Here is a 26,330-nt window from a genome sequence, read left to right on the forward strand (position 1 = left end):
TATGGATGAATAACCTGTTACTAATACACATTCAGATGCGGAATTGTGAAATTCCCTTAGGAAAATTTCATTCAACAATTAACGTTTATTCTTAATTTCACTAGTAAAAAATGATCCATATGTTTTTGGTTTGACAAGATTTAATTTTAATCTTATTAATAGAAAAACCACGGTTAACGTAACAAGCGGCTAAAATGTAAAAAAGCTATTAGAACGTTTATATAAACGTCCTAATAGCTTGTGAACATATAATTATTTTACCCCAACAGCTTTTTTAGAAGGAGCTTGATGTATCGCTTGGTTGACCAAATCTTCTACTGCTTCCAATAATCCTTCATTCACACTTGGATGAGGATATAACGGAAACTTCAAGTCTTCCTCCCTAGCAACCATTTCTAGGGAAGATATAGCCGTAGAAATTAACTCAATGGCTCCAGCACCCATTAAATGAACACCTAGAATTCGCTCTGTTTTATGATCTGATACAATTTTTGCAAATCCTTCACGTTGATTTAATATACCTGCATATCCATTTCCTGCTAAGTTAAACTGTCCCGTTCGTACTTCATAGCCTGCTGCTTTTGCTTCATCTTCCGTTAATCCTACAGAAGCAATAGGTGGTTTACTATGGACTACTTTCGGTATATATGGTGTTACCCACTCCGATGATTGACCGCAAATGACTTCAGCTGCCGTTTTCCCTTGCTTAATAGCTTTTACAGCTAATTGCTCACCACCGGTCACATCACCAATTGCATAAATTTTCGGAATTGAAGTTTGACATCTTTCATTTATGGCTATAGAACCATCTTCATTAAAGACCATCTTTAAACGGTCGACTCCTAAATCCTCTACATTAGCTTTATAACTTGATTGAACATATAGGTGAGAAGCTTCAATGGAAACCTCCCCTTTGTCACTTTCAATCATTACCACTACTTGTTCTTCATTGGATTCAGCTTTTACTAAGCGTGAACATTTGACAATTTTTATCTTGTTTTTCTTCATTAAACGTTGCAATTCCCTTTCGATGGAAGAATCAAATCCAAAACCATTCCAATTCGAATCGAATAAAATGGTCACGTCACTTCCTAAAGCTTTAAAACTAAATGCAGCTTCTAGGGCTATATAATCATTACCATAAATGACAAGATGTGATGGAACTTCTTTTAATTCATATAATGAGCGAGAATGTACAATTCGCGTATGATCGAATTCTACCCCCGGAAAACTATCTGGTCTACTACCTGTCGCAATGATCACTTCATTAAATTTATATATATCAAATTGATGGCCATTTTCTACACCGATTCGTTCTGAGTCTAAAAATGTTGCTGAACCTTGTAACACTTCAATCTTATTTGCTTTACAAAGAGCTTCTACACCTTTTCGAAGCTGAGTTACTACTTTTTCTTTATAAACTTGTAGTTGTTCGAATTGTAGTTTATATTCACCCACTTCTATACCGAAAGAGGAAAGTTGTGACACTTCTTGAGCTTTTGTAGAAATGTGTGAAAAAACTTTTGAAGGAATACATCCTTCATTCAAACAAACTCCACCCACAACATTTTTTTCGATTAATGTTACTTCTCGACCTAGTTGAGCAAGGCGAATGGCTGCCGTATAACCTCCAGGTCCTCCACCAATGACGATGACATCTCTTTCTTGTGTTAATTCTCCGACAACCATTATACCAACTCCAACAATAGCATTTTTGGATTTTCTATTAGCTCTTTGAAGCGATTTGTAAAGGCAACAGCTGTTCCACCATCTGCTACACGGTGATCAAATGACATCGATACATTCATCATCGAACGAATGACAATTTCTTTATTTCGAACAACTGGCATTTCTTTCGTTTTATGGAAAGCCATTAATGCAACTTCTGGATAGTTGATAATTGGTGTTGCACCAATACTTCCGAGCGGACCAACGTTACTAATTGTAAACGTACTTCCCGTTAATTCTTTCATTGATAATTTATTTTCTTGAGCTTTTTTATTAAGCTCTTTCATTTCTTTATGAATTTGTTTAATTGATTTTGTCTCAACATTATGGATAACAGGTACGATTAAACCTTCTTCTGTATCTGCTGCAATTCCAATGTTGTAAACCTTTTCTAACTTTATAACCTCATTTTCTTCATCCAATTTTGCATTGAAAATTGGGAAATCTTTTAATGCAAGTTGCAATGCTTTAATGAAAAATGCTGCAACAGAAATATTATGCCCCATTTCTTTTAATTCACTTCTAAACTCGATGAGATCAGTCATATCGATCTCTTCAAAATGTGTAACATGCGGGATTGTGAATAATGATTGAGACATTTTCTTCGCAATTTGTTTGCGACGTCCCTTAAATGGAATGACCTCAGGATCACGTTTTGCCACTTCGTAAACGGCCGCTGGTTGTTCCGAAACTTCCTTCTTAACCTCATCTTGTGTTGATACAGGATTTTTCAATTGTTCAATGTAACGATAAACATCTTCATCAGTCACTCTTCCTGCTGGCCCAGTTCCAACGATTTCTTCAATATTCACTCCATGATCCCTAGCAATTTTTCTCGTATACGGTGCAGCAAGAACTACTTTCATTTGACCAGCAGCTGCTGGTTTAAACTCTTTCGATTCTTGTTTTGTTACTTCAGCAATGACAGGTTCTTGTTTTTCAACTGTGGATTCCGATTTTTCTTCCGTTTGAGTCAAAGCGCTAGTACCGCCCTCTTCTTCTATGATTAAAAGGGTTGTACCGACCGTAACAGTATTTCCTGTTTCTACTAAAATTTCTTTCACAATGCCTGTTCCAGGAGACGGCAACTCTGCGGTCATTTTATCTGTTTGAACTTCTACTAATGCTTGGTCTGCAGTCACTCGATCTCCTACTTTGACGAAGTAATGAAGAATTTCACCTTCATGCATTCCTTCGCCGATGTCGACTAGTTTTACTTCTAACACAGTTTCACCTTCTTTCTCGTTAAAAATGGATCACTTTCTCGATTGCTTTTACGACACGACCAGTATTTGGTAAATAATGTTCTTCTAATGTAAAGAACGGAACTGGAACATCAAAACCTGTTACGCGCTCAATAGGAGCTTTCAAATAAAGGAACGATGTATCGTTAATAACTGAAATTACGTCATTACTTACTCCACCTGTAGCATGAGCTTCATGCACAATGACAACTCGACCAGTTTTTTGAACAGATTCAGCAATGGCATCTTTATCTAATGGATATAAAGTGCGTAAATCAATAACATCACATGTTACGCCTTTTTTCTCCATTTCTTCTGCTGCTTTCGTTGCAACTGGTACCATTGCACCCCATGCGAAGATAGAAACATCTTTACCGTCACGAACTTTTCTTGCTTTTCCGATTTCTACCGTATATTTGCCTTCAGGTACATCTTCACGACTTGAACGATATAGTTTCATCGACTCCATAAATAAAACCGGATCTGGATCTTCGATTGCAGCAATCAATAAACCTTTCGCGTCGTAAGGAGTTGAAGGACAAACGACTTTAATTCCTGGCATATGTGTAAAGAGTGTCTCTACACTATCGGAATGAATTTCTGGAGCACGAACCCCTGCCCCATAAGGTGCACGAATGACTAGAGGAACATGGAACTTGCTCATCGTTCTCATTCGAATCCGTGAAGCATGTGTCATGATTTGTTCATAAGCAGGGTAAATAAATCCTAAAAATTGAATTTCAGCAACTGGCAACATCCCATTAATAGCCATTCCAATTGAAACACCGACAATACCTGCTTCACTTAATGGTGTATCAATGACACGGTCCTCTCCGAACTCTTCTTGTAGTCCGTCTGTTGCACGGAAAACTCCACCGTTTTTCCCAACGTCTTCACCTAAAACGATGACTTCTTTTTTCTCTTTTAACATCGTACGTAAACCATCTGTCACCGCTTGAACTAATGTTAATTTATTCGTCTTTACATGTGTTTCAACTGTCATCGTTTTTCACCCCGCAAGTATTCAAAATATGCTTGTTTTTGTTCCTCAATAGTCCATGTCGGTTTCTCGAATACATGATCAAACAAGTCATTGACGTCAGGGGCTGGGAATGCTTCCATTTCTTTTACTGCCTCTTCAATCGTTTGTGATGCTTTTTCTTCTACTGAAGCAGCCCATTTTTCATCCCAAATTCCTTTATTTTTCATTAATCTTTCCACACGTAAAATTGGATCATATTTTTCTCTTCGTTCTAAACTTTCTTCTTGATTACGATATTTCGTTGGATCGTCCGCAGTTGTGTGGGCACCATAACGCCATGTTACCGCCTCAATTAACGTTGGACCTTCACCGTTTCTTGCACGATCTAATGCTTCTTTTGTGTAGAAATAAACAGCAAAAATATCGTTACCGTCTAGACGAATACCTGGAATTCCATAAGCTACAGATTTCTGGGCAATCGTTTTAGAATTCATTTGTTTATGAATAGGTACTGAAATTGCGAAACTATTATTTTGGTTAAAGAATACTACTGGTGCTTTAAATACACTTGCAAAGTTCAATCCTTCATGGAAGTCGCCTTCAGAAGTTGCACCGTCTCCAAAATAAACAATAGCTGCATTTTTAGTCCCTTTATATTTTTCTGCCATAGCTGCACCTGTTGCATGAGGGAGTTGCGTAGCAATCGGTACGGCAGGTGGGAATATTTTTTTTCCTTCAGGAGGAACACAGCCTTCAACTCGTCCATTCCAATATAAAAATACAGTTGAAAGTTTATGTCCGAAAGTAATTGTTGCCGCATGATCACGATACGTTGGGAACAGCCAGTCGTCTTTTTCTAGTGCAAGAGCACTTCCAACTTGTGCAGCTTCTTGTCCTTCAAATGGAGCGTATGTTCCTAATCTACCTTGGCGTTGCAAGCTTATTGCTTTTCTATCAAAAGTACGAACAAACATTAAACGTTCATATAATTCTTTAATAAATTCTGGTGTAAGCTTGTCTTCATATTTTGAATCGACGATATTACCATTTTCGTCTACGATTTGAATCTTTGGGAATTGGTGTTCCATGATCTCACCTCTTTATTATTCATCTTTATTTTTTTATGTCCCATTTCGGACGTTTATGATGTGTGAAAAAGCTATTTCTCTTCTTACGTTCTTCAATTCGTTTTTCTACAAATAGGTTTGCTGCTTTATAGGTTGGAATTTTTTCACTTTCAGAATATTTATAGACCTCTAGTAAAGAAGAATAAATCGCTTCCGTTTTCTTTAGAACACGATTTTTATTTGGACCGTACAATTCATCTGCTACTTGGATTAATCCACCTGCATTTACAATATAGTCAGGCGCATAAAGAATTCCTTTTTCGTATAATGCTTGACCATGTCTTTCTTCATTTAATAGCTGATTATTAGCACTTCCGGCAATTGCTTTCACTTTCAATTGTTGAATCGTATCATCATTAATGATTGCACCTAAGGCACAAGGTACGAATACATCGGCATCAACGCTATAAATCTCATCACTAGAAACAACTTTTACTGTGCCATCGTATTGTTTACTCAATTCAACGAGATCTTGAATTGCTTTTTCATTAATGTCTGTTACGTAAAGATTTGCTCCATTTTCTAATAATTGAGTAGCAACTTTAAATCCAACTTTTCCTAAACCCTGGATGGAATAAGTTTTTCCCTCTAATTTTTCGTCTCCAAAAGCAACTTTATTTGATGCTTTTATTCCATAAATGACTCCTAATGCAGTTGGAACAGATGAATCTCCACTACCGCCATATTCTTCAGGTATACCAACAATACAATTAGTCTCTTTCGCAGCATGGACAAAATCTTCTGGTGTTGTTCCCATATCGGTACCTGTATAAAATCTTCCATTCAATGATTCTACGAATTGGCCAAACGCACGAAATAGCTGTGGGGAACGATCTTTATTTGGATCACCAATAATTACAGACTTTCCTCCACCAAAATCAACATCAGCTGCAGCACATTTGTATGTCATCCCTTTTGATAAACGTAATACATCTTCTAGCGCTTCTTCTGTGGAAGCATAAGGGCGCATACGGCATCCGCCAAGTGCCGGTCCAAGTGTTGTATTATGTATTGCAATAATAGCTCTTAATCCACTGTCTGGATCATTGCAAAATACTATTTGTTCATGTTCATAAGCTTTTGTAAAAATATCCATTGTTGTATCCTCCTACTTGTGAAATAGTAAACGCTTACATAACAAATAAAAAAAACAAGATTTCCTACTATAAGTCTAATATTCTATTACGTTATTTTAACGATATTCTATCATTTCGTAATATTTATCGTCAATCATTTGCCATAATTTTTTGAAATGTCGATTTAATTCTTAATTTTTCTACTGAAATTCCATATAAAAAAGGAAAGAGGATTATATCCCTTTCCCTTTTATACACTACTTAATAAAGCACGGTCGCTTGCTAATTTTTCTCCACGAATACGTTGGAATTCTGCTAAAAGTTTTTCAATAGTTAATTTCTTTTTCTCTTCTTCTCCAACTTCTAAAATTATTTGACCTTTATCCATCATGATCAAACGATTTCCTAAATCAAGTGCTTGCTGCATATTATGGGTAACCATTAAGGTTGTTAGTTTATGTTTTTCAACAATTTCTTTCGTTAATTCTGTAATTAATTGGGCACGGGAAGGGTCAAGTGCCGCAGTATGTTCATCTAGCAATAAAATGGACGGCCCAGTAAAAGTTGCCATTAATAGTGATAATGCTTGTCTTTCTCCACCAGATAACAGACCGACTTTAGCGTTCATCCGGTTCTCTAATCCAAGGTGTAGAGATTTTAAAGATTCTATAAAGAATTCTTTTCTCTTTTTTGTAACTCCGGAACGTAACGTTCTTTTCTTGTCACGAGAATAAGCCATTGCCAAGTTTTCTTCAATCGTCATGGATGGTGCTGTCCCTGCCATCGGATCTTGAAAAACTCGCCCGATATATTGGGAACGTTTATATTCCGGCATATTAGTTACATCTTTTCCTTCTATTTCAACTGTTCCAACATCAGGAGTCAGAACACCAGAAATTATATTCATTAATGTAGATTTACCTGCACCATTACTACCGATAATCGTTACGAAGTCTCCTTCTTTTAATTGAAGATTGATTCGATCAAGTCCGATCTTTTCATCAGGTGTTCCTTCGTTAAAAATCTTACTGATTTGATTGAGCTTTAGCAATGGCTTCTCCCTCCCCACTCAATGCTGTCATTCTTTCTGCATGACGCCTTGCTTTTCTACGTTTTTCACGCTGATTATCGATAATGTTTGGAATTACAAGCGCTAAAATAACGATAACAGCCGTAATCAATTTCATATCTCCAGCATCGAGGAATTCGACACGGAGCGCTAAACTTACAACAATTCGGTAAATAATAGCTCCACAAATAACTGCTAAAGTCGTTCTAGCAATTGTCTTTGTACCAATAATTGCTTCACCAATGATAACGGATGCTAACCCGATAATAATCATACCAATTCCCATACCGACGTCAGCAAATTTTGAATATTGTGCAATTAATGCGCCTGAAAAAGCAACGAATGCATTAGAAATACCTAATCCTAAAATAATAAGTCCGTCAGTATTTGCAGAAAAACTGCGAATCATTCGCTTATTGTCGCCTGTTGCACGAATGGCTAAACCAATTTCTGTTTTTAAGAAACGGTCTGTAATCCATTTTATGAAAAACGTGACAATAAACATACTGACAATAATACCCCAAGTTGAGTTAATATTCGATATTTTTGTGAAAATAGTTTCTGAATTTAATAGTGGAATATTTGGTCTCCCTATTGAAGTATCAGAAGTCAATCCCATAATTCGAAGATTAATAGAATATAAGGCAATCATCATTAATATTCCAGAAAGTAATGCATTAATTTTCCCTTTTGTATGAAGGATTCCCGTAATACAGCCAGCAATAAAACCAGCAACGAGAGCCGCTAGCGTCGCAATGATTGGATTGAATCCTGAAAAAATCATTGCTGATGCTACTGCGGCACCCGTTACAAAGCTGCCGTCTACGGTTAAATCCGGGAAATCAAGTACGCGAAAGGATAAATAAACGCCAAGTGCCATAATTGCGTATATGATTCCCATCTCGATAGAACCGAAGATTGCAGTACCCATTTGTAATCTCTCCTAACTTATTCTACGTATTCTGCGATGCTATCCCATTCAGACTTCAACTCAATCCCCATCTCAGCTGCAGCCTTTTTATTAATAACAAGTTTTAGTTTTTGTGGATATTGAACAGGTATTTCAGACGGTTTTTTCTCACCTTTTAATATAGATGCAGCCATTAATCCTGCTTCATAACCGATGTCATAATAATCAAATCCGTAAGCAGCAAAAGCACCTTTTTCAATGGAGTCAAGTTCAGCGGTTAATAATGGTACATCATGTTCATATGCTACAGAAATGACTGACTCGATAGCTGAAACTACTGTATTGTCAGTAACAATGTAGTATGCATCAATTTTGTCAACGATCGATTCAGCCGCTTGTTTAACTTCAGCAGAGGTTGAAACTGAAGCCTCAATAGGGTTTAAACCTATTTCTTTCATTAAACCTTTTACAGAGTTTACTTGTGCAACTGAATTTTGTTCACCGGCATTGTAAAGTAATCCGACATTTTTACCGCCTAATTCTTCTTTAATGAATTTTAGCGTATTTGGAATTGCTTCCGGATGAGCGTCGATCGTACCAGTAATATTTTCACCTGGCTGATCCAATGCCTTTACAAGTTCAGCACCAACCGGATCTGTCACACTAGTAAAAATAATCGGAATTTCTTTAGTATAGCTTAACACACTTTGAGCACTAGGTGTAGAGTTGGCAAAAATTAAATCTGGATTTGAACTAACTAAATTGTTAGCAATGGTTGTATTAGCACTTTGGTCTCCTTGTGCATTTTGCACATCGTATTTTGCTTCAATTCCTTGATCTTCTAATGCTTTTTTGAAACCTTCAAAAGCTTCATTTAATGAAGGATGTTCTACAATTTGTGTAACTCCTATTTTATATGTTTTTTTATCTTTATTATCATTGGATCCGCTAGATTCATCAGATTTCCCACAAGCCGCTAAAATCAAACCGGCAGATAATACGATACTTAGTAAAGATTTCGTACGTTTTTTCATTCTATTGTTACCCCCTTGATTGCTATAAAATGAAAGATATTTTTATGATGTATATTATCTTATAAAACTCGGAAAATATCCCCCTTTCTCTACGATGAAAAACCAATCGTATGTAACCGTTTACAAAACAAAATAATAAAAAACAATTAATCGCTATCATGTCTATCGTCAAAACATGATAACGTTAATTTAACGTTATATTATCATTTATTAATAATTTGAGTCAATAAATTTTTTGAATCTTTTAAATCATTGTATAAATAATATTTTTGTAAAAAAATTTTATTCATTTCTTTCCATTTAAAAATTTAATTGAATTCCAGACTGTATTTTTAATAAGAAATACATGAACCTTAATAGTATTTCTATATCGCAATATTTTCTACAAACAAGAACATATGGGTTGAATCCTTTACTTAGTGAAAAAGAGGTTAATTACTAGAGGTTACGCACAATTCATTGGTTTGAACTTATAGCAACTAAGCCAGAAATTGAAACAAAATACATTACCAACCTATTAATTGAGGAGTTTATTGAACAAACAGTAGAAAAGGTAAAAACAACATTAGAAGATTGGGATGCAAAGCTACTATTAGACTGTTACTTTTAAACTAAATCCATGTTTTTATTTTTAAAGAAAATGATAGGGAATTACATGGCAGAGTCGAACGCGTATCCCCCACCGAATAGAGAGTCACTCTCCGTATGTAGGGAGCTTTATGGTCTCCTACCTCTTCTTATTTTAATTGCAATACGTATTAATTAAAAGATATAAATAGTAGAATTATCATTAATTCTTAACTACGGACAAGTCTGTGATTAATTTCTCAAGTTTGATGACTCGTCCGTATTTTAAGAGTGAAGATACGTAAACTGGCACGAAAGAGTAGCTCCAAATGAATATCGTTGAAAAATTTAAACAAAATGCTCACCAAGTCATTATCCTTATTTTCTCATTTAAGTTCAAATGTTAAATTAACAGATAGATATAGCTAATATGAAAAGTAATCCACTTATCATTTTTGGAGTAATTTGATAAAATCCCTCATGTATCTACCTATTTTTTCAACTTCATCCATCACGTACATAATTTTATTTTCATCCAAGTACCAATTATCTTTTGTTATACCCGTTTTATCAACAACTGGACTGACAAAAAAAGTTGTTTCAGCCGGGAAATGAATTTGATAGGTTAGTAATGCCCGTCGAGCATGATAGTTTTTACAAGTAATAATAGCTCTTTTAGGTTTTATCCCAGCCAATTCAAGTACTTCCCAAGAATTTTTTGAGTTCTGAAAAGTATTTAAAGCTTTATCTTCTTTTAAGATTGCTGTTTCTGGAACACCTAGAGATAAACCTACTTCACGCAAGTAATCCCATTCTGTTGTCCTAATGTTTGGATTTCTCCCACCAGATGGAAGTATATAAGGAGCAAGTCCTTGATGGTATAATTCTGCTGCCCTTTCCATCAACTGAGGTTGACTGCAACCGGGAACTAAAATAATATCTGAAGGCTCAACCTCTGTTTCAACAAAAATAAAATCTGTTATACAATCAAACGGATATGACAATTTATCTCCCTCCTTCTAAAATAGTTTGGCTCGACTAATCGATCTTATTACCCTAAAATTAGGAAGTTGTGAGGGACTTACAAGAGAAATAAGCTAATTGTCTATTTCTTATTTATTTCACCATCGCCCATTATTGAAAATGACAACTTTAAAAAAATAGAATGCTCAAAGTTTGCCAATTATTATGGTTATCTTCTTGCATTCTATTCTTTCTATTATATTATTCATTAATGGATGAAAGTAAACCCTTGCATTAAGGGGCATTGAATTCTCAGCCTAATGAACATACATCTAATAATGTAAACCATTCTTTTTTCAATTTCTCATATTTTGGAATGTTGTAAATAGAGTTGACGCTGTTTGTTCTGCTTCCTTCATCATTGTTTGAATGACCTCTTCGACAGTAGGTAAATCTTTTATTAGACCTGCTATTTGTCCACTGTTCATATAACCTTTTTCCTCGTTTCCTTCGAGTGCACCAATTTTATGATATGTCTCACTTGTTTTTTCATTAAATTCTTCTAAACTCATGCCTTTCTTTTCCTTTTGTAATAATTGCTCCGTATATGGCGCCTTTAAGACTCTGCGTACTCTTCCTACTGAACGTCCAACAATCATAGTACTTACATCATCAGCATCCAATATTTTTTTCTTGTACATGTCAGCAAATGGTGCCTCTTTCGTAGCAATAAATCTCGTACCCATTTGTACTCCTTGTGCACCTAAAGCAAGCATTGCTGCAAGTCCCCTTCCATTTCCAATTCCTCCAGCAGCAACTACTGGAACATTAACAGCTTGTACTAGTTGTGGGATTAACGTCAACGTTGTCGTTTCAAATGGAGAGTTAATTCCTGCTGCTTCATATCCTTCCCCGACGATTATATCCGAACCGGCACTTTCAGCTTTCATTGCATGTTTGACTGATCCTACAACCGTAATAACTTTTACACCATGATCATGAAAATATGGTACAAGTGGAGCAGGATTACCAGCAGATAAAGATACAACCGGTACTCGATGTTTAATTACAAGTTCTACGATTTCTTTTGCATATGGAGAAACTGTTAGCGCAATATTGACTGCAAACGGCTTATCTGTTCGCTTTTTCACTTCTGTAATAATCGATTCGACTTCATCCGGCATCATTGTCCCCGCTCCAATCGTTCCTAATCCACCAGCTTTAGATACAGCTGCTGTTAGCGGAGCATTACTGATATTGCCCATCCCCCCTTGAATAATAGGAATTTGAATGTTTAATAGTTTACAAAGTTTATTCATCCTCATTCTCCTTACTTCATATGTTATAATTTTGATAACGTTTTCAATTTAGGAGGTCTTGTTATGATTATATCGTTAAATGGAAAAAAACCAAAGATTGATCCAAGCGTTTTTATCGCTCCTGGTGCACATATTATGGGAGATGTTACGATTGGAAAAGATTCTAGCATTTGGTTTAATGCCGTTTTACGTGGTGATGAAGGACCAATAACAATCGGAGAAAGATGTAACGTTCAAGATAATTGCACCCTTCATCTTTATGAAGAATTTCCATTAATTTTAGAAGATGAAGTTTCTGTTGGGCATAACGTTATTTTGCACGGTTGTATTGTTCGCAAAGGCGCTTTAATCGGTATGGGTTCTACAATTATGGATGGTGCAGAAATTGGAGAAGGAGCATTTATTGGGGCAAACACATTCATTCCATCAGGAAAGAAAATTCCTCCAAATACTTTAGTATTAGGTTCTCCTGGAAAAGTCGTTCGTGAACTTACTGACAAAGATAAACAAATTATTCAATTAACTATAGATACATATTATGAAAAAGGAAGATTGTTCAAAAAAGAATTAGAGTCTCAATTGAAACATGAGTAAAATAGAATATAGAAATGAACTGCCCCCCTGTCAAGTAGACAGCGGAAAAAAATGAATTTAAGCGGCTTTAGTCCTGTATTCAACTGGACTAAGGCCGTTTAGTTTTTCTTGATATCTTTCATGATTATAGAAAAATATGTATTCATCAATTGCTTTTCTAAGATCATCAAAGGTTTCATACTTGTGTAAATAATAATTGTCACATTTGAGGATTCCCCAAAACGACTCCATGGGTCCGTTATTAATCTCCTCCAAGACGATGATTCTTTTAATCCTTCAATTCCATATTTTTTATATCTATATATCCATCATAAATGGTTACACCACGCACATTATAAATGAATTCTAATTCGGAAATAGTGTGAGTACCGTTTTCTAAAGCTTTGACTATCATAATTTTTTCCTCTAAAGCACTTGCTCTTTTTGACATAAAAATACTCCCCCTAAAGTAAACAGTTTTTTATTTTTTAACTGTCTACCTTAAGGGGAGCATATCATTTTCCAATCGCTTTTTCTATAAACTTTCATCTACCATAAGAGGATGATGGTTAAAATCATATTCTTTATCTTTTTTCTTTATTTCATTTCCTTCACTAAACACTTCTTCAAAAAATCTGCTTGCAGGCTCTGCCAATTCACGATAATAGTCAGCAAATAATGAAGCCGCATGATTTCCCAACCATTTGTCTGGCAATAATTCTTCTGGCAACCCTGGATCTATAAAGAGAAATTTTCGGTATTGGTGGACAAGCTTTGTACGTTCCACAAAACATTGAGCATCTGTCATCTCACCTTTATGGATTTTGTTTTTATCGATGACATATTTTTGGCTATACTCTGCAATAAATTCTTCATATTTTTCATTAATGGCATCTAAATCCCAACAATCTTGGACTAACATTTTATTTTCATGCGGTCCGTCATACTCTGTAATAAAATAATGGATGTATGAATGAATGCCATATTTGTCCATTAATGAATATACTTGTTTTGTCAAATCATTCGGAGATATCCAACAGCTATTAGAAATGGTTCCAAATCCGCTCCAAACGAGTTCTTTCCTTAATTCATCTCGGATGTTTCTTTTTTCCTCTGGTATGGAATAAATGAGCATTCTCCATTTACCATCCCAACGCTCAGATTTTAACTTAAAAATTCGATTGGCGGCTTCATCCATTCGAGAAATACCACGATCCGTTAAGAAATAATAACTTTTATTTCCTTCTTTTCTGGACATGACCCAACCTTGTTTGTGCATTCGTGAAATGGCAGCTCGGACAGATTGCTCATTATGTCCAAATTCTTTTAATAAACGGATCAAGCTTCCAATCCAAATTTCATTACCATAATGCCTTATATAATCTCCATACAGAGTAAAAATCATCGATCTAGTATTAAAATTGTTTTCCATTTCTTTTCCCCTTCGCTAACACTATAATAAAACGGTTCATTGCTAATTAATTATTTCACAATGAACCGCTTGTCTGTCAAGTATTTACTATTCCCCTTTAAATTGTGGAGACCGTTTTTCTGCAAAAGCGTTTAGTGCTTCGATACGATCTTTCGTTGGAATCGTTATTTCATATGCTTTTGCTTCAATTTCAAGTCCAGTATGGAGGTCTGCATTCATTCCTTGGTTAATTGCAAATTTTGCTTGCTGAACGGCTATTGGTCCGTTTTGTAAAATGGCATTGGCTAATTCATGGCAAGCCTCCATTAGTTGGTTTGATTCAACAACAGATGTTAAAATGCCGTAATTCATTGCCTCCGTTGCATTTATTTTTTTCGCGGTTAAAATTAATTCTTTCGCTTTTGCCTCACCAATTAATCTTGGAAGTCGTTGTGTACCACCTGCACCTGGAATTATTGCCCAGCTAGTTTCAGTCAATCCCATCTTTGCATGTCGAACGGCAATACGAAAATCACAAGCTAACATTAATTCAAAACCACCACCGAAAGCATATCCGTTAACTGCTGCAATTGTCGGTTGTGGTAAGTCTGCTATTTGTTGAAATACGGTGCGAATTTTATAAACGTTTCGTCTCACTTCTGCTTCCGTCAATGTTCTGCGTTCTTTTAAATCCGCCCCAGAACTGAATGCTTTATCTCCTGCACCTGTGAAAATAACAATTCGTACATCTTTATCAACACGAATTTGTTCAACTAATTCTCCCAATTCTTTCAATGTCGCATAGTTAAAACAATTTAGTGCTTCAGGACGGTTAATGGTTACCAAACCAATGTAGTTTTTCTTTTCGTAAAGAAGATTTTCCAAGAGTCTCCCCCCTACTCGATGTTTTCTACTACAGTCGCAATTCCTTGACCGACACCGATACACATCGTTGCAAGTCCATATTGTACTCCACGGCGTTTCATTTCATAAATAAGAGTTGTCAATATTCTAGCTCCACTTGCACCTAATGGATGGCCAAATGCAATCGCACCACCATTGACGTTTACAATTTCGCGATTAAGGCCAAGTTGCTTAATACATTCTAACGATTGGGAGGCAAATGCTTCATTTAATTCCACTAAGCCTAAATCTGAAATGGATAATTGTGCTCTTTGTAAAGCTTTTCTAGTAGCATAAATTGGACCAAGTCCCATGATGGCAGGTTCAAGTCCAGCTACAGCAGATGCTTTATATTTAACAAGAGGTTTTAAGCCTAATTCTTCAGCTTTTTCGCGAGACATCATTAATACTGCTGATGCTCCATCGTTAACGCCTGAAGCATTACCAGCCGTAACAGTTCCATTTGGGAATAAAGGTTTTAATTTAGCTAATTTTTCTAATGTTGTATCTGGACGTGGATGTTCATCTGTATCAACAATTATTTCATTTCCTTTTTTATCCATAAAAGAAACAGGGACTATTTCTTCTTTAAACTTACCACTTTCCATCGCTGCTTTTGCTTTCATTTGACTTTCATAAGCAAACTCATCTTGTTCTTCACGAGAAATATTAAAACGTTCTGCAACGTTTTCTGCCGTTTGTGGCATAGAATCTGTTCCATACATTTCTTCTAATTTACTATTAATAAATCTCCAGCCAATGGTAGTATCAAATAATTCCATATTTCCACGTGGAAAGTCTAATTCTGGCTTTGCCATAACAAATGGTGCACGAGTCATACTTTCTGTACCACCGGCTATAAATATATCGCCCTCTCCAGCCATGATTGCACGAGCAGCATAATTGACAGCATCCAAGCCAGAACCACATAGACGGTTAACAGTAGTACCACCTACTTCAACTGGTAGTCCTGCAAGCAATGCAGACATTCTTGCTACATTTCGGTTGTCTTCCCCTGCTTGATTGGCATTTCCTAAAACAACTTCTTCAATTTGATCAGCAGGAAGATTAGGATTTCTGTCCAAAATAGCTTTAATAACCACTGCACCTAAATCATCCGGACGTACTTGTTTTAGTGCACCTTTATATCTCCCTATTGGAGTACGTACCGCATCTACAATGACGACTTCTTTCATTGTTGTTCTCCTTTCTGATGTTACTCACCTTTATTGGTATAGTCGTATACTCCACGACCTGTTTTCCGTCCTAGTCTTCCTGCTTTGACATATTTCACTAATAGAGGAGCTGGACGATATTTTTCACCTAATGTTTTATGTAAATAATTTAAATTGTTTAAACGAGTGTCTAATCCAACTAAGTCTGCTAATTCAAAAGGACCCATTGGATAATTCAATCCTAATTTAATGGCTTTATCAATTTCTTCTGGAGTTCCAACTCCTTCTTGAAGCATATAGAATGCTTCATTACCAACTAGAGCACTTATTCGGCTTGTTACAAATCCAGGAAACTCATTGACCACAACTGTTTCTTTTTTCATTTTTTCAGCGGCAGCTTTTACGAGTTCAGCAGTTTCATCACTAGTTTCCAACCCACGAATAATTTCCACTAGTGGCATTTTATGAACTGGATTAAAGAAATGCATAGCAATTACTTTATCAGGTCGTTTAGTAAACGATCCAATTTCTGTTGGACTCATTGTTGAAGTATTGGTTGCTAAAATACAATGAGCAGGAGCATTGGCGTCTAATTTTTCAAAAACATCCTTTTTAATTTCAATTTTTTCTGGTACAGCTTCAATAACTAAATCTGCTTGTTTTGCTGCCTCTTCAATACTTGTTGTAAAAAATAATCTTGCTTTTGCTGCTTCCATTTCTTCAATAGTTATTTTTTTTCGTTCCAACCCTTTTTCAAAAATAGTATCGATTTCACTTTTTGCACTTTCTAACGCTTTTTCATTTACATCAACGAGATTCACTTGAAACCCGCCAACCGCACTCACATAGGCGATTCCTCGTCCCATCACACCTGAACCAATAACTGCAACTTGTTTAATTTCCACTATTGTTCATCCTTCCTTTTCAATAGATGTAAAATGATTTCCTATGACAAGATAGCGAGCATACCACTAGATATGCTCGCTAAATTTTCAAGTAAATCTTATACTCCAAATGGATTTAATGGACGAGAGCCGTAGTAAGAAAGAACGCTCTTAGTTTCTGTATATAAATCTAGCGCTTCAAAGCTTAATTCTCGGCCAAAACCAGATTGTTTGTAACCTCCGAATGGAGTTCCAGGGAATGCAGAGAATGGACTATTAACCATTACAATTCCTGCTCTAATTTCTCCGGCCACTCGAGTAGCACGAGCATGATCTTTTGTCCAAATCGCAGATCCTAAACCATAGATTGTATCGTTAGCTAATTGAATAGCTTCTTTTTCATCTTTAAATTTCATTGCTACAACAACTGGACCAAAAATTTCCTCTTGAACAACTTTCATGTCATGGTTCACATCAGCAATAACAGTTGGCTCATACCAATATCCATTTTCATAGCCTTCTACTACTGCACGTTTTCCACCAGTTAAAATGGTTGCACCATCATTAATAGCAGATTTTACATAGCTATCAATCGTATTTAATTGATCTTCGCTAATTACCGCACCGACATGTGTACCTTGATCAAATGGGTTACCAAGTTTCAACTCTTTTGTTTTTGCTACAAATTTTTCCATGAATTCATCATAAATGCTTTCATGAATGTATAAACGGGATCTTGCTTCACAAGATTGACCAGTATTGTAGAAAATACCAAATAATGAACCAGCAACCGCTGCATCGATATCCGCATCTTCAAATACGATGTTTGGAGATTTTCCACCAAGTTCTAAAGTTACCCGTTTTAATGTTGAGCTTGCTTTAGCCATGATATCTTTTCCAATTGGCGTAGAACCTGTGAAAGCAACTTTATCTACGTCTGGATGTTCAACTAAATAATTTCCGATCGTAGAGCCTGATCCTGGAATTACGTTGACAACCCCTTCAGGTACTCCAGCTTCATGGCAAATTTCTGTTAATACAATTGCTGTTAGAGGTGTTAATGATGCAGGTTTTAATACTACTGAACATCCAGCAGCAATAGCAGGTGCAATTTTCCATGCAGCCATCATTAACGGATAATTCCATGGAACAATTTGAGCACAAACTCCAACTGGCTCTTTTAATGTATAGTTAAAGAATGGCCCTGGCATATTGTTTACATTTCCACGATGTCCGACAATCGCAGATGCATAAAATTCAAAATCTTCTATTGCTTGCATGACTTGACCTTGTGCAGCAGATAAAGATTTACCGGTATCTAAAATCTCTAATTCTACTAATTCATTAAAACGAGAACGCATAATAGAAGCAATTTTATTTAGTACACGTGCTCTTTTCCCAACAGGAAAACGACGCCATTTCCCATGGTCGAACGCTTGACGAGCAGCTTTTACGGCCTTTTCAGCATCCTCTACAGTAGCTTTTGCTACTTCCGCAACCGCTTCTCCAGTTGCCGGATTATATGTAGTGAATGTTTGACCGGAAGAACTTTTGACTCTTTCTCCATTAATGAATAGATCATATACTTCGCGTTTTGTCGGAAGGACTTCAAATTTTTGATCTTTAACAGTTGCCATGTGATCCTCTCCTTTTATTTCCCCTTAAATTCGGGTAGTCTTTTTTCCTTAAAGGCGTTAACACCTTCTTGATGATCTTCTGTAAGACCAGCTATTCGTTGAGAATATGCTTCTTTTTCTAGCATCCAATCAAGATTCTCATTGAAACTTTGTTGCATATAACGTTTAATTAAACCTATTGCTTTCGTCGGCATTTTTGCAAGTCTTTCTGCAAATTCTTTTACCCCTTGTTCCCATGAGTCTAAAGGTATTACTTTCGTTACAAGCCCATACTCATACGCTTGTTCCGCAGTAATTTTTTCTCCTAAAATAGCTAATTCCATTGCTTTTGCCAGGCCAACAATCCTTGGTAAATAGAAAAGATTTCCTGAGTCAGGAACTAGTCCGACGTGAATGAATGCTTCTATGAAACTAGCTTTTTCAGAAGCTAAACGAAAATCACATGCTAAAGCTAAACTAAAACCGGCACCAGCAGCCACTCCATTCACAGCAGCAATCACTGGTTTTTCTAATGATGCAATTTCTTTAACCATCGGATTATAACGTTTTCGCAAAATTTCAGCATGATTCGTTTCTTCAGCAATACTAGATAAATCTTCCCCAGAACAAAAAGCTCGACCTTCTCCTGTAATCACTACTGCTCTGACGTTATCATCTTTTTTCATCTTTTTGAAAACGTCTATCACTTCTTTATTCATTTGTTCGGTAAAAGCATTTAATTTATCAGGACGATTTAACGTGACCCAACCTACTCCATTTTCTACTTGATATTTAATTGTTTCGTACATTTAACCACCTATTTCCCTTTAAAATGTGGCTTTCTTTTTTCGATAAAAGCTCTCATACCTTCTTTTTGATCTTCAGAAGAGAAGAGAAGATAGAAGTTTTTACGTTCAAATTGCATCCCTTCATAAATGGAATAATCAACCGCTTTATATACAGCCTCTTTAATCAATCGGATAGATAATGGTGGCTGCTTTGCAATTTTCTTTGCAAAAGAAAGAGTTTCTTCCATTAATAATTCAGGGGCTATCATGCGATTAATTATGCCGAAATGGAGTGCTTCACTTGCACTCATCATTTCCCCAGTCCAGAGCCATTCTAAAGCTTTTGTTTTACCCATCAGTTTGGTTATACGTTGGGTTCCTCCAGCTCCAGGCATTACTCCTATGTTGACTTCAGGAAAACCGAATTTTGCATCCTCTGCAGCAAATATTACGTCACAAGCAAGTGCAAGTTCGAATCCACCACCAAGAGCAAATCCTTGTACGGCAGCAATAATTGGCTTTTTAATAGTATTTATACGATCCCACTCGGCAAACTGATTTAACAGCTCCATTGAAATCGCATCATCATTGGCCATTTCATCAATATCTGCTCCGGCAGCAAAAGCACGTCCATTTCCAGCAAGAACGATGACCTTAATTTGGTCATCGCGATCATATTTTTCCAAAACGGTAATTATTTCTGTTACCATTGGTCGATTAATTGCATTTAATACTTTTGGACGATTCAATTTTATGAGACCGATTGTCTCTATTTGTTCGGTTTCAATAAATTGAAATTCGCTCATTCTACCTCTTCCCCAAATAAGAATGTTACAAGATCACCAGCAAAAGACATGACATCTTTTCCAGAAGCTTTTGCTTCATCTGTCTTAGAAGCAACTTTAAAAGCTTCTTTGCTTTCATAAACCATTTCACACATTAAATAGTACGGGCCATCACCAGCAAACTTTGTTACACGGATGTCCTGTAATCCAGGTATTTTTTTCGTTAAAGGAACGTGTGTGTTGAAATAATATTCATCGAATTTTTCTGTATCTTCAGGCTTTTTAAATAAGGCAATCATTTTATACATATTTTTCCCAACCCTTCATTGTATTTCTACTACATTAATGTTGAAATTGGTTTCATTGCTTCAAATGGATTTTTACATCCTTTGCAATATAAAATACTTCTGCATGCGGTAGGTCCAAAGATATTTTCCATTGTCGTGTAGGATGAACCGCAATACGGGCAATCAACCGACCACATTCCATCTTCTTCAATATATTTAGGAGGCGGGGCGATACCAAATTCTTTCAGTCTTTCCCTCCCAAGTTCCGTAATTCTGTCTGAAGTCCAAGCCGGATGTTGAATAAATTCAACGTCCGCATGTTGAATTCCTTCTACATTTAAGATAGCGCTTTCAATATTCTTTTGAATAAATTCAAGTGCTGGACAACCCATAAATGTAGGAAGTACTTTAACATAAGCGGTTCCGTCTTCAACATAAACTTTTTCAATCATCCCTAAATCAAGGACACTGACAGAATCTATTTCCGGATCTTTCACATGTTCTAGAACTTTATAAATCTCTTCTACTAATCTTCTCTCTTTATCTAACATGTTCACCCCTGCTTTCTGCTGACAAATTACCAAGTAGCATTAGGAATACTTACATATACTTCACTTAAAGTTGATAGCGCTTGATCTAAATCTGCCGTATGTTCACCTATGCGACCATTTCCTCGTTTCATTCCTGGTTCTCCAGGATAAGAGAAGTTTACAGATTGTAAAATTCCTTCTAATTTTGAGAGATATTGCTTTTTAAGCTCATCTTCTCCTGCAATCAACCCAAATTCTTTCATTTTTTCAGCATTTGGCCCAAATGTAATTAGACCTTCTAGATCAGCCCAAACTTTTTCAACAGCTTTTTTCATTCGTTCCGTAGCTTCTCCACCTGCAAGTGAAAGCTGTTTAAACCAAGTTCCCCAATGCATTAAATGATAATATTCCTCTTTGTTAATGTTGATGGCTACTTGTGCAAGTGGTTCGTACGAACTGTTTTTTAAGGATTCAAGTTTTAATTTTTTATAAATATCGTAAAAATAGTGTCTTACGACAGTGAATGCCCAATCATATCTAGGTTCTTCTAAATATGTTCCAGGTCCGTTGACTTCTTCTAAAATGACGGCATTCTTTCTTTCACTAGCTTTTCGACCATGAGCTAGATAGTCTGCATCTCCTTCTCCTAATTCTTCGAGAAGTTGATAATACATGGCTGCATGCCCCATTGTATTCTGATTAATGGAAGAATATGCAACGTCCTCTTCAATGTGAGGTGCAAGTCCTAACCATTCAGAACCACGGAAAGCTATTAATAAATCATCATCTGCCAATTGATATAAAAGTTCCACTAATACGTTTTTATACGCTTCATTTTGCGCTGCTTCTTGTGCTGTTTGAATTTTTTTCATTTGTTCTCTCACCCCAAGATAGGATCTCTTTTTCATCAAAGAATTTTTGTTCATATTCACGCCATTTTTTCTTTAAATACCCGTAGCCTTTAGCTGTACGATAATCTTTGTTATCGAGCCTTTTTAATGTTTCTCTTTCTTCTTCAGTCATTTTTCTTATATCTGAACGCTTAACAACCCATATATCTGCAACTGGTTCACGACGCATAAAATTTTCTTGCGCCATCACCATTGCGATTTCATGGTTAGGAGCTAAGAGGCTAAATTGATATTGCATACTTGCAGTATCTGAACGTTTACTAAATACTTCGAACACTTCGTAAAAATTTTTGCTTTTATTTTCCTCCATGTTGCCTTCCTCCTTTATCTTAAACCGCTGCTTGTGTATCCATATTTAATGCTTCACGTACCCAGCGATTATTCTCATAAGAAAGTTTTCTTAATCGAAGGCGTTCCTGAGATTTTGGACCTTGATTTTTTATAATTTTCTTGAACTCGTTCCAGTCTGGTTGTTGATAAATCCACTCTTGTTTTTCTTCATCAAAGTACATTGTTTCATCTGGTAAACGTAACCCTAATGATAAAATTCTAGGTACATATTTTGTAAAGAAATCTTGACGCAATTGTTCATTAGTTTTTGTACGGATACGATACTTAATTGTAATATCTTGTTTTGTAGAACCAGTTGTATCTGCACTTGGAGGTCCAAAGAACATTAACAATGCAGGCCACCAACGGTCTAGAGCATTTTGAATTAACGCTTTTTGTTCTTCCGTTCCTTCAGCTAATGCTAGAATTATAGATTCACCGTGCTGAGCATGGAACACTTCTTCTGCACAAATTCTTTGTAATGCACGAGCATATGGTCCGTAAGAAGCATGTAACATGTTTGTTTGAGTGATGATCGCTGCTCCGTCTACTAACCAACCGATTAGACCAGCATCTCCCCATGTAGGCGCTTCCATGTGGAACACATTATGAAACTTTAAATCTCCTGTAAATAAATCTTGCATGATTTCTTCACGTGTTTTTCCTAGAGGTCTCATTAAATCTTCAGCAACACGTAATAACAGCTGTCCATGACCCATTTCGTCTTGAACTTTTGCCATAATTCCAAGTTTTCTTCTCAATGTTGGAGCTTTCGGCACCCATTCTTTTTCAGGAAGAGCACCCATAATTTCACTAATTCCATGCATAGAAATTAATTTAATTAAAGCCATACGATATTCTTCCGGCATCCAATCATCTGCTTCAATTTTTTCGCCAGCTTCAATTCGCTCCATAAATCTAGCATGTTTTTCTTCTTCCGTTAAATGTTCAAATGAAGTTAAAACTGACATGAAGTATTACACTTCCTTTCGTATAACGTTTTATTAACGTTATTATAAAATACTGTTATATAATATTCAATACTTTTTTATTTCGTTACTTAACAAAAGATTGCTTACGTAAATCTACAATACGAACTGCTTTCCCTTCTGATCTTGGGATGGATTTAGGCGGCAACACTTTAACCTTCATTGAAACTAAACAATTGTTCTTCATTGAATGTTGAACTATTCTAGTTAGTTCACTTATCTTTTCATGATTCATATCACCTTGAATGGCTTTGTAAAGTTCGTCACTTACTTCTACATGTAATTCAACATCATCTAGAGGTCCTTTTTTATGTAAGTGCAGTTGATAGTGCGGAGCTAACTCTTTAATTTGAATTAAATAATGTTCAATTTCAGATGGGAATACGTTCACCCCGCGAATAATTAACATATCATCGATTCGGCCTTTAACTCTAGACATGCGGATCGTCGTTCTTCCACAAACACATTTTTCACGAGTAATGGAAGCAATATCACCAGTTCGATAACGAATGACAGGGAAAGCTTCTTTCTTTAAGCTTGTAAACACAAGCTCCCCTTCTACTCCATCAGGTACACGCTCTAAAGTTTTTGGATCAATCACTTCAACGAAGAAATGATCTTCAGCTACATGTAAACCGTCTTGAGCTTCATGACATTCCATGGCAACTCCAGGTCCAATAACTTCACTTAGCCCGTAGATGTCGCATGCTTTAATATCAAATAAATCTTCTAATGCTTTTCTCATTTCTTCAGACCAAGGTTCAGCCCCGAAAATTCCAAATTTCAAGCTTGTTTTCCTTGGATCTTTTCCTAATTCAATCATTTTTTCACCAATGCTTAAAACATATGACGGTGTGGCGCTAATAACAGTAGGTTTGAAGTCCTCGATTAAACTTATTTGGCGTTCTGTATTCCCCCCTGAAACAGGTACGGTTACCATTCCTAATCTTTCACCGCCATAATGAAGTCCTAATCCCCCCGTAAATAAACCGTAACCATAGGCGTTATGAAGAATTTCTCCAGGTTTTCCTCCAGCAATGGCAATTGCTCGTGCAACAATTTCAGCCCAGTTATCAATGTCATTTTTTGTATAGCCAACAACAGTCGGTTTTCCACTAGTACCGGAAGATGCATGGATACGAACCATTTCCTCCTGCTTTACAGCAAATAAGCCAAACGGATAGTGATCTCTTAAATCTTTTTTTGTCGTGAAAGGTAAGTTTTGTACATCTTCTAATCCTTGGATATGATCCGGTTTTATTCCCCTTTTGTCGAATTCTTTCCTATAAAAAGGAACATTTTCATAAACTCTTTTTACTGTTTCTTTTAAATCTTTTAATTGTTCTTGTTCAATGGTACTTCTGTCAGCCGTTTCAATTTCATGTAATATCATAAATTCCCCTCCCCAATACCTATTTAAAGCGCTTACATTTTTGAGTTTTTCATATAACGTTTTATTATCGAATTATATAAAAAACGTTATGAAATTATTTAACTTTAGGATATCTTTTTTACAAAATAGTGTCAATAAAATACTGAAGATTCAAACAACCAAATATTTCTTATAATATTGCGACTTAACTCATAGTGTTTTTTACAAAACCTTTAAATAAATACAAATATTACTAATATTATAGTAAAATCTATCTATGCAAGGAGGGGGAATAGAATTGAATCTATTGATTCAAATAATTAAATCAATTGTTATATGGATCCTTGTGATGACTATTTTAATATTTTCTTAACTTATATTTGTTGATTGAATCTTAAAATTGCTTTTTCCTGCGCCGATAAATTTCAAATCTTGTTCTTATCATTCAGTAATATTCTCGAACTTTTCTTTGTACACACCTTTGAACCAATTCATTGAACGATTTCAAATAAATGTTCTCTTTCTAGATTATTAAAGCCCGAGCCGTCCAAATAAAGGGCGGCTCAAGCTATGTTTCTAAAAGGGAAAATCTTTGAAACTACCCATTTCCATTGGATTCTTCTGCGGAAGGCAGTTCTTTTTTCTCCTTTGATAAAAACCAGCCACCTAATGCGATCAGAACGAGTACAGCATAGAATGTTATTTTCCATTCAGGTAATTTTGCAAACCCTTCAGGTAATATTGCCAGCTGAGGATGTGATAACGTATAAACAGATAGCTTTACCCCAACCCAGCCAACAATGAGAAACGCAGCGATTTCCAAACCAGGTTTCGAATGAAGCAATTTTACAAAGAAATTAGCAGCAAAGCGCATAATAATTAAGCCTATTACTCCTCCAGCAAAGATAACGAGAAACTTACCTCCATCCAGTCCGCCGATTTGCGGAAGATTTGTATTCGGAAGCGTAACTGCTAATGCTACTGCTGCAAGAATGGAGTCGACTGCAAATGCGATATCGGCCAATTCTACTTTGAAAACAGTTCCCCAAAATCCGGATTGTTTCTTTTCCTGTATTTCTTTATTTTTTTCTTTTTCTTTATTTACAGCAACTTTTCTAAAAATATGATTGATTGCGATGAATAAAAGATAAAGAGCACCTATCGCCTGAATCTGCCATACATTGACAAAGAATGAAATCACAAATAGTGAAGCAAAACGGAAAACGAATGCACCTGCAAGCCCATAAAACAACGCTTTCTTTCTTTGTTCTTCCGGAAGATGCTTGACCATAATAGCTAAAACAAGTGCATTATCAGCTGCCAAAAGCCCTTCAAGTGCAATTAGAAGTAGTAATACCCAGCTGTATTCTAATAAAATTGAAAGTTCCATGTAACCTGAATCCTCCTTTAGTATTTTACTGTAGTTTGATATTTCATTTTCTAAATAAGACCGTATTTTCCTTTAGGAGAGCCAACATTCATTTTTACCACAACCATTATGAATTTTATCCTTTTTATACACTCAAGCAAATAAATCATCCTTTTTACAACGAGGAAATGCTGTCTTTTTTTCATACACTTACCTCCCAGATTATCAAATCTAGTAGGAGGGAGCGATTAACTCCCGTCCTCTCACACCACCGTACGTACGGTTCCGTATACGGCGGTTCAATTAAGATCATTGACGCAAGTCTTTATAACTTCCGTGAATAGCTGTTCTCTTTATGCCAGTGGTCACTCCACCCTCCAAGAGGTCT

At 36.1% G+C, this 26,330-nt stretch carries 28 protein-coding genes; 1 reads left to right on the forward strand and 27 read right to left on the reverse strand.

Going from position 1 to position 26,330, the window contains the following annotated elements; genetic code table 11:
• Positions 1–252 precede the first annotated feature (252 nt).
• The 10 genes from lpdA to AC3ASS_RS05010 all read right to left on the reverse strand — a co-directional run bounded on the left by lpdA (position 253) and on the right by AC3ASS_RS05010 (position 12,019).
• On the reverse strand, positions 253–1,689 hold the full coding sequence (gene lpdA, locus AC3ASS_RS04965) for a dihydrolipoyl dehydrogenase (protein WP_488282405.1): 1,437 nt from the start codon (positions 1,687–1,689) through the stop codon (positions 253–255).
• Complete coding sequence (locus AC3ASS_RS04970; RefSeq protein WP_488282406.1) at positions 1,689–2,954, reverse strand: dihydrolipoamide acetyltransferase family protein; 1,266 nt, start codon at positions 2,952–2,954, stop codon at positions 1,689–1,691. Before AC3ASS_RS04970 ends, lpdA begins: the two co-directional genes overlap by 1 nt.
• A gap of 19 nt (positions 2,955–2,973) precedes the next feature.
• Positions 2,974–3,975 carry an alpha-ketoacid dehydrogenase subunit beta gene (locus tag AC3ASS_RS04975; protein ID WP_488282407.1) on the reverse strand — a complete coding sequence of 334 codons (1,002 nt, stop codon included), beginning with the start codon at positions 3,973–3,975 and terminating at the stop codon, positions 2,974–2,976.
• Complete coding sequence (gene pdhA / locus AC3ASS_RS04980) at positions 3,972–5,042, reverse strand: pyruvate dehydrogenase (acetyl-transferring) E1 component subunit alpha (protein ID WP_488282408.1); 1,071 nt, start codon at positions 5,040–5,042, stop codon at positions 3,972–3,974. The genes AC3ASS_RS04975 and pdhA overlap by 4 nt, the downstream gene beginning before the upstream one ends.
• 25 nt (positions 5,043–5,067) lie before the next feature.
• Positions 5,068–6,177: a Leu/Phe/Val dehydrogenase gene (locus AC3ASS_RS04985; RefSeq protein WP_488282409.1), complete on the reverse strand. Its 1,110-nt coding sequence runs from the start codon at positions 6,175–6,177 to the stop codon at positions 5,068–5,070.
• 230 nt (positions 6,178–6,407) lie between these two features.
• Positions 6,408–7,208, reverse strand: a complete 801-nt coding sequence (locus AC3ASS_RS04990) for an ABC transporter ATP-binding protein (protein ID WP_488282410.1) — start codon at positions 7,206–7,208, stop codon at positions 6,408–6,410.
• Complete coding sequence (locus tag AC3ASS_RS04995; protein ID WP_488282411.1) at positions 7,183–8,157, reverse strand: ABC transporter permease; 975 nt, start codon at positions 8,155–8,157, stop codon at positions 7,183–7,185. Before AC3ASS_RS04995 ends, AC3ASS_RS04990 begins: the two co-directional genes overlap by 26 nt.
• Before the next feature lie 17 nt (positions 8,158–8,174).
• Positions 8,175–9,170, reverse strand: a complete 996-nt coding sequence (locus AC3ASS_RS05000; protein WP_488282412.1) for an ABC transporter substrate-binding protein — start codon at positions 9,168–9,170, stop codon at positions 8,175–8,177.
• Positions 9,171–10,186: 1,016 nt separating this feature from the next.
• Positions 10,187–10,741, reverse strand: coding sequence for a YdcF family protein (locus AC3ASS_RS05005; RefSeq protein WP_488282413.1), 555 nt, complete (start codon positions 10,739–10,741; stop codon positions 10,187–10,189).
• 315 nt (positions 10,742–11,056) lie between these two features.
• Positions 11,057–12,019, reverse strand: coding sequence for an NAD(P)H-dependent flavin oxidoreductase (locus AC3ASS_RS05010; RefSeq protein WP_488282414.1), 963 nt, complete (start codon positions 12,017–12,019; stop codon positions 11,057–11,059).
• A gap of 63 nt (positions 12,020–12,082) precedes the next feature.
• Between AC3ASS_RS05010 and AC3ASS_RS05015 the strand changes: the two genes are divergently transcribed.
• Entirely contained in the window at positions 12,083–12,613 is a 531-nt protein-coding gene (locus AC3ASS_RS05015) for a gamma carbonic anhydrase family protein (RefSeq protein WP_488282415.1), read from the forward strand.
• A gap of 57 nt (positions 12,614–12,670) precedes the next feature.
• Here AC3ASS_RS05015 and AC3ASS_RS05020 read toward each other — a convergent pair whose 3' ends face one another.
• The 17 genes from AC3ASS_RS05020 to AC3ASS_RS05100 all read right to left on the reverse strand — a co-directional run bounded on the left by AC3ASS_RS05020 (position 12,671) and on the right by AC3ASS_RS05100 (position 26,148).
• Positions 12,671–12,844, reverse strand: coding sequence for an IS3 family transposase (locus AC3ASS_RS05020; protein ID WP_488282416.1), 174 nt, complete (start codon positions 12,842–12,844; stop codon positions 12,671–12,673).
• A 37-nt stretch (positions 12,845–12,881) separates the two neighbouring features.
• A complete protein-coding gene (locus AC3ASS_RS05025; RefSeq protein WP_488282417.1) occupies positions 12,882–13,043 on the reverse strand; it encodes a hypothetical protein in 162 nt (53 codons plus the stop codon).
• A gap of 84 nt (positions 13,044–13,127) precedes the next feature.
• The gene (gene paaX / locus AC3ASS_RS05030; RefSeq protein ID WP_488282418.1) at positions 13,128–14,024 is read right to left on the reverse strand and encodes a phenylacetic acid degradation operon negative regulatory protein PaaX; all 897 of its coding nucleotides are present in this window, start codon (positions 14,022–14,024) and stop codon (positions 13,128–13,130) included.
• A gap of 87 nt (positions 14,025–14,111) precedes the next feature.
• The gene (locus tag AC3ASS_RS05035; protein ID WP_488282419.1) at positions 14,112–14,888 is read right to left on the reverse strand and encodes an enoyl-CoA hydratase-related protein; all 777 of its coding nucleotides are present in this window, start codon (positions 14,886–14,888) and stop codon (positions 14,112–14,114) included.
• An 11-nt stretch (positions 14,889–14,899) separates the two neighbouring features.
• Positions 14,900–16,102, reverse strand: coding sequence for a thiolase family protein (locus AC3ASS_RS05040; RefSeq protein WP_488282420.1), 1,203 nt, complete (start codon positions 16,100–16,102; stop codon positions 14,900–14,902).
• Between the two features lie 20 nt (positions 16,103–16,122).
• Complete coding sequence (locus AC3ASS_RS05045; protein ID WP_488282436.1) at positions 16,123–16,947, reverse strand: 3-hydroxyacyl-CoA dehydrogenase; 825 nt, start codon at positions 16,945–16,947, stop codon at positions 16,123–16,125.
• 137 nt (positions 16,948–17,084) lie between these two features.
• Entirely contained in the window at positions 17,085–18,602 is a 1,518-nt protein-coding gene (locus tag AC3ASS_RS05050; RefSeq protein WP_488282421.1) for an aldehyde dehydrogenase family protein, read from the reverse strand.
• Between the two features lie 14 nt (positions 18,603–18,616).
• Positions 18,617–19,390, reverse strand: coding sequence for an enoyl-CoA hydratase-related protein (locus AC3ASS_RS05055; RefSeq protein WP_488282422.1), 774 nt, complete (start codon positions 19,388–19,390; stop codon positions 18,617–18,619).
• Positions 19,391–19,398: 8 nt separating this feature from the next.
• Positions 19,399–20,175 (reverse strand): enoyl-CoA hydratase/isomerase family protein, encoded by a 777-nt coding sequence (locus AC3ASS_RS05060; protein WP_488282423.1) that lies wholly within the window; start codon positions 20,173–20,175, stop codon positions 19,399–19,401.
• Positions 20,172–20,462, reverse strand: a complete 291-nt coding sequence (locus tag AC3ASS_RS05065) for an EthD family reductase (protein WP_488282424.1) — start codon at positions 20,460–20,462, stop codon at positions 20,172–20,174. Before AC3ASS_RS05065 ends, AC3ASS_RS05060 begins: the two co-directional genes overlap by 4 nt.
• A 29-nt stretch (positions 20,463–20,491) precedes the next feature.
• Positions 20,492–20,992 carry a 1,2-phenylacetyl-CoA epoxidase subunit PaaD gene (paaD, locus tag AC3ASS_RS05070; protein ID WP_488282425.1) on the reverse strand — a complete coding sequence of 167 codons (501 nt, stop codon included), beginning with the start codon at positions 20,990–20,992 and terminating at the stop codon, positions 20,492–20,494.
• Between the two features lie 26 nt (positions 20,993–21,018).
• Positions 21,019–21,843 (reverse strand): 1,2-phenylacetyl-CoA epoxidase subunit PaaC, encoded by an 825-nt coding sequence (gene paaC, locus AC3ASS_RS05075; protein WP_488282426.1) that lies wholly within the window; start codon positions 21,841–21,843, stop codon positions 21,019–21,021.
• Positions 21,803–22,192 carry a 1,2-phenylacetyl-CoA epoxidase subunit PaaB gene (gene paaB, locus AC3ASS_RS05080; protein ID WP_488282427.1) on the reverse strand — a complete coding sequence of 130 codons (390 nt, stop codon included), beginning with the start codon at positions 22,190–22,192 and terminating at the stop codon, positions 21,803–21,805. The genes paaC and paaB overlap by 41 nt, the downstream gene beginning before the upstream one ends.
• Before the next feature lie 19 nt (positions 22,193–22,211).
• Positions 22,212–23,183: a 1,2-phenylacetyl-CoA epoxidase subunit PaaA gene (gene paaA / locus AC3ASS_RS05085; RefSeq protein WP_488282428.1), complete on the reverse strand. Its 972-nt coding sequence runs from the start codon at positions 23,181–23,183 to the stop codon at positions 22,212–22,214.
• Between the two features lie 85 nt (positions 23,184–23,268).
• The gene (gene paaK / locus AC3ASS_RS05090; RefSeq protein WP_488282429.1) at positions 23,269–24,594 is read right to left on the reverse strand and encodes a phenylacetate--CoA ligase PaaK; all 1,326 of its coding nucleotides are present in this window, start codon (positions 24,592–24,594) and stop codon (positions 23,269–23,271) included.
• A gap of 577 nt (positions 24,595–25,171) precedes the next feature.
• Complete coding sequence (locus tag AC3ASS_RS05095) at positions 25,172–25,963, reverse strand: TerC family protein (RefSeq protein ID WP_488282430.1); 792 nt, start codon at positions 25,961–25,963, stop codon at positions 25,172–25,174.
• A 50-nt stretch (positions 25,964–26,013) separates the two neighbouring features.
• Positions 26,014–26,148: a hypothetical protein gene (locus AC3ASS_RS05100; protein ID WP_488282431.1), complete on the reverse strand. Its 135-nt coding sequence runs from the start codon at positions 26,146–26,148 to the stop codon at positions 26,014–26,016.
• Positions 26,149–26,330: the final 182 nt, after the last annotated feature.

The organism is Bacillus sp. JST-5, assembly GCF_057747715.1.

Coding starts and splice junctions, on each gene's coding strand:
- lpdA (WP_488282405.1), bottom strand. CDS start 1,689: ATGGTTGTCGGAGAATTAACACAAGAAAGAGATGTCATCGTCATTGGT.
- AC3ASS_RS05095 (WP_488282430.1), bottom strand. CDS start 25,963: ATGGAACTTTCAATTTTATTAGAATACAGCTGGGTATTACTACTTCTA.
- AC3ASS_RS05015 (WP_488282415.1), top strand. CDS start 12,083: ATGATTATATCGTTAAATGGAAAAAAACCAAAGATTGATCCAAGCGTT.
- AC3ASS_RS05060 (WP_488282423.1), bottom strand. CDS start 20,175: ATGAGCGAATTTCAATTTATTGAAACCGAACAAATAGAGACAATCGGT.
- AC3ASS_RS05055 (WP_488282422.1), bottom strand. CDS start 19,390: ATGTACGAAACAATTAAATATCAAGTAGAAAATGGAGTAGGTTGGGTC.
- paaX (WP_488282418.1), bottom strand. CDS start 14,024: ATGGAAAACAATTTTAATACTAGATCGATGATTTTTACTCTGTATGGA.
- AC3ASS_RS05050 (WP_488282421.1), bottom strand. CDS start 18,602: ATGGCAACTGTTAAAGATCAAAAATTTGAAGTCCTTCCGACAAAACGC.
- AC3ASS_RS04975 (WP_488282407.1), bottom strand. CDS start 3,975: ATGACAGTTGAAACACATGTAAAGACGAATAAATTAACATTAGTTCAA.
- paaK (WP_488282429.1), bottom strand. CDS start 24,594: ATGATATTACATGAAATTGAAACGGCTGACAGAAGTACCATTGAACAA.
- AC3ASS_RS05040 (WP_488282420.1), bottom strand. CDS start 16,102: ATGAAAGAAGTCGTCATTGTAGATGCGGTACGTACTCCAATAGGGAGA.
- AC3ASS_RS05025 (WP_488282417.1), bottom strand. CDS start 13,043: ATGTCAAAAAGAGCAAGTGCTTTAGAGGAAAAAATTATGATAGTCAAA.
- AC3ASS_RS04995 (WP_488282411.1), bottom strand. CDS start 8,157: ATGGGTACTGCAATCTTCGGTTCTATCGAGATGGGAATCATATACGCA.
- AC3ASS_RS05065 (WP_488282424.1), bottom strand. CDS start 20,462: ATGTATAAAATGATTGCCTTATTTAAAAAGCCTGAAGATACAGAAAAA.
- AC3ASS_RS05020 (WP_488282416.1), bottom strand. CDS start 12,844: ATGGAGTCGTTTTGGGGAATCCTCAAATGTGACAATTATTATTTACAC.
- paaC (WP_488282426.1), bottom strand. CDS start 21,843: ATGAAAAAAATTCAAACAGCACAAGAAGCAGCGCAAAATGAAGCGTAT.
- pdhA (WP_488282408.1), bottom strand. CDS start 5,042: ATGGAACACCAATTCCCAAAGATTCAAATCGTAGACGAAAATGGTAAT.
- AC3ASS_RS05100 (WP_488282431.1), bottom strand. CDS start 26,148: ATGAAAAAAAGACAGCATTTCCTCGTTGTAAAAAGGATGATTTATTTG.
- paaD (WP_488282425.1), bottom strand. CDS start 20,992: ATGTTAGATAAAGAGAGAAGATTAGTAGAAGAGATTTATAAAGTTCTA.
- paaA (WP_488282428.1), bottom strand. CDS start 23,183: ATGTCAGTTTTAACTTCATTTGAACATTTAACGGAAGAAGAAAAACAT.
- paaB (WP_488282427.1), bottom strand. CDS start 22,192: ATGGAGGAAAATAAAAGCAAAAATTTTTACGAAGTGTTCGAAGTATTT.
- AC3ASS_RS04985 (WP_488282409.1), bottom strand. CDS start 6,177: ATGGATATTTTTACAAAAGCTTATGAACATGAACAAATAGTATTTTGC.
- AC3ASS_RS05000 (WP_488282412.1), bottom strand. CDS start 9,170: ATGAAAAAACGTACGAAATCTTTACTAAGTATCGTATTATCTGCCGGT.
- AC3ASS_RS05045 (WP_488282436.1), bottom strand. CDS start 16,947: ATGGGACGAGGAATCGCCTATGTGAGTGCGGTTGGCGGGTTTCAAGTG.
- AC3ASS_RS05010 (WP_488282414.1), bottom strand. CDS start 12,019: ATGAATAAACTTTGTAAACTATTAAACATTCAAATTCCTATTATTCAA.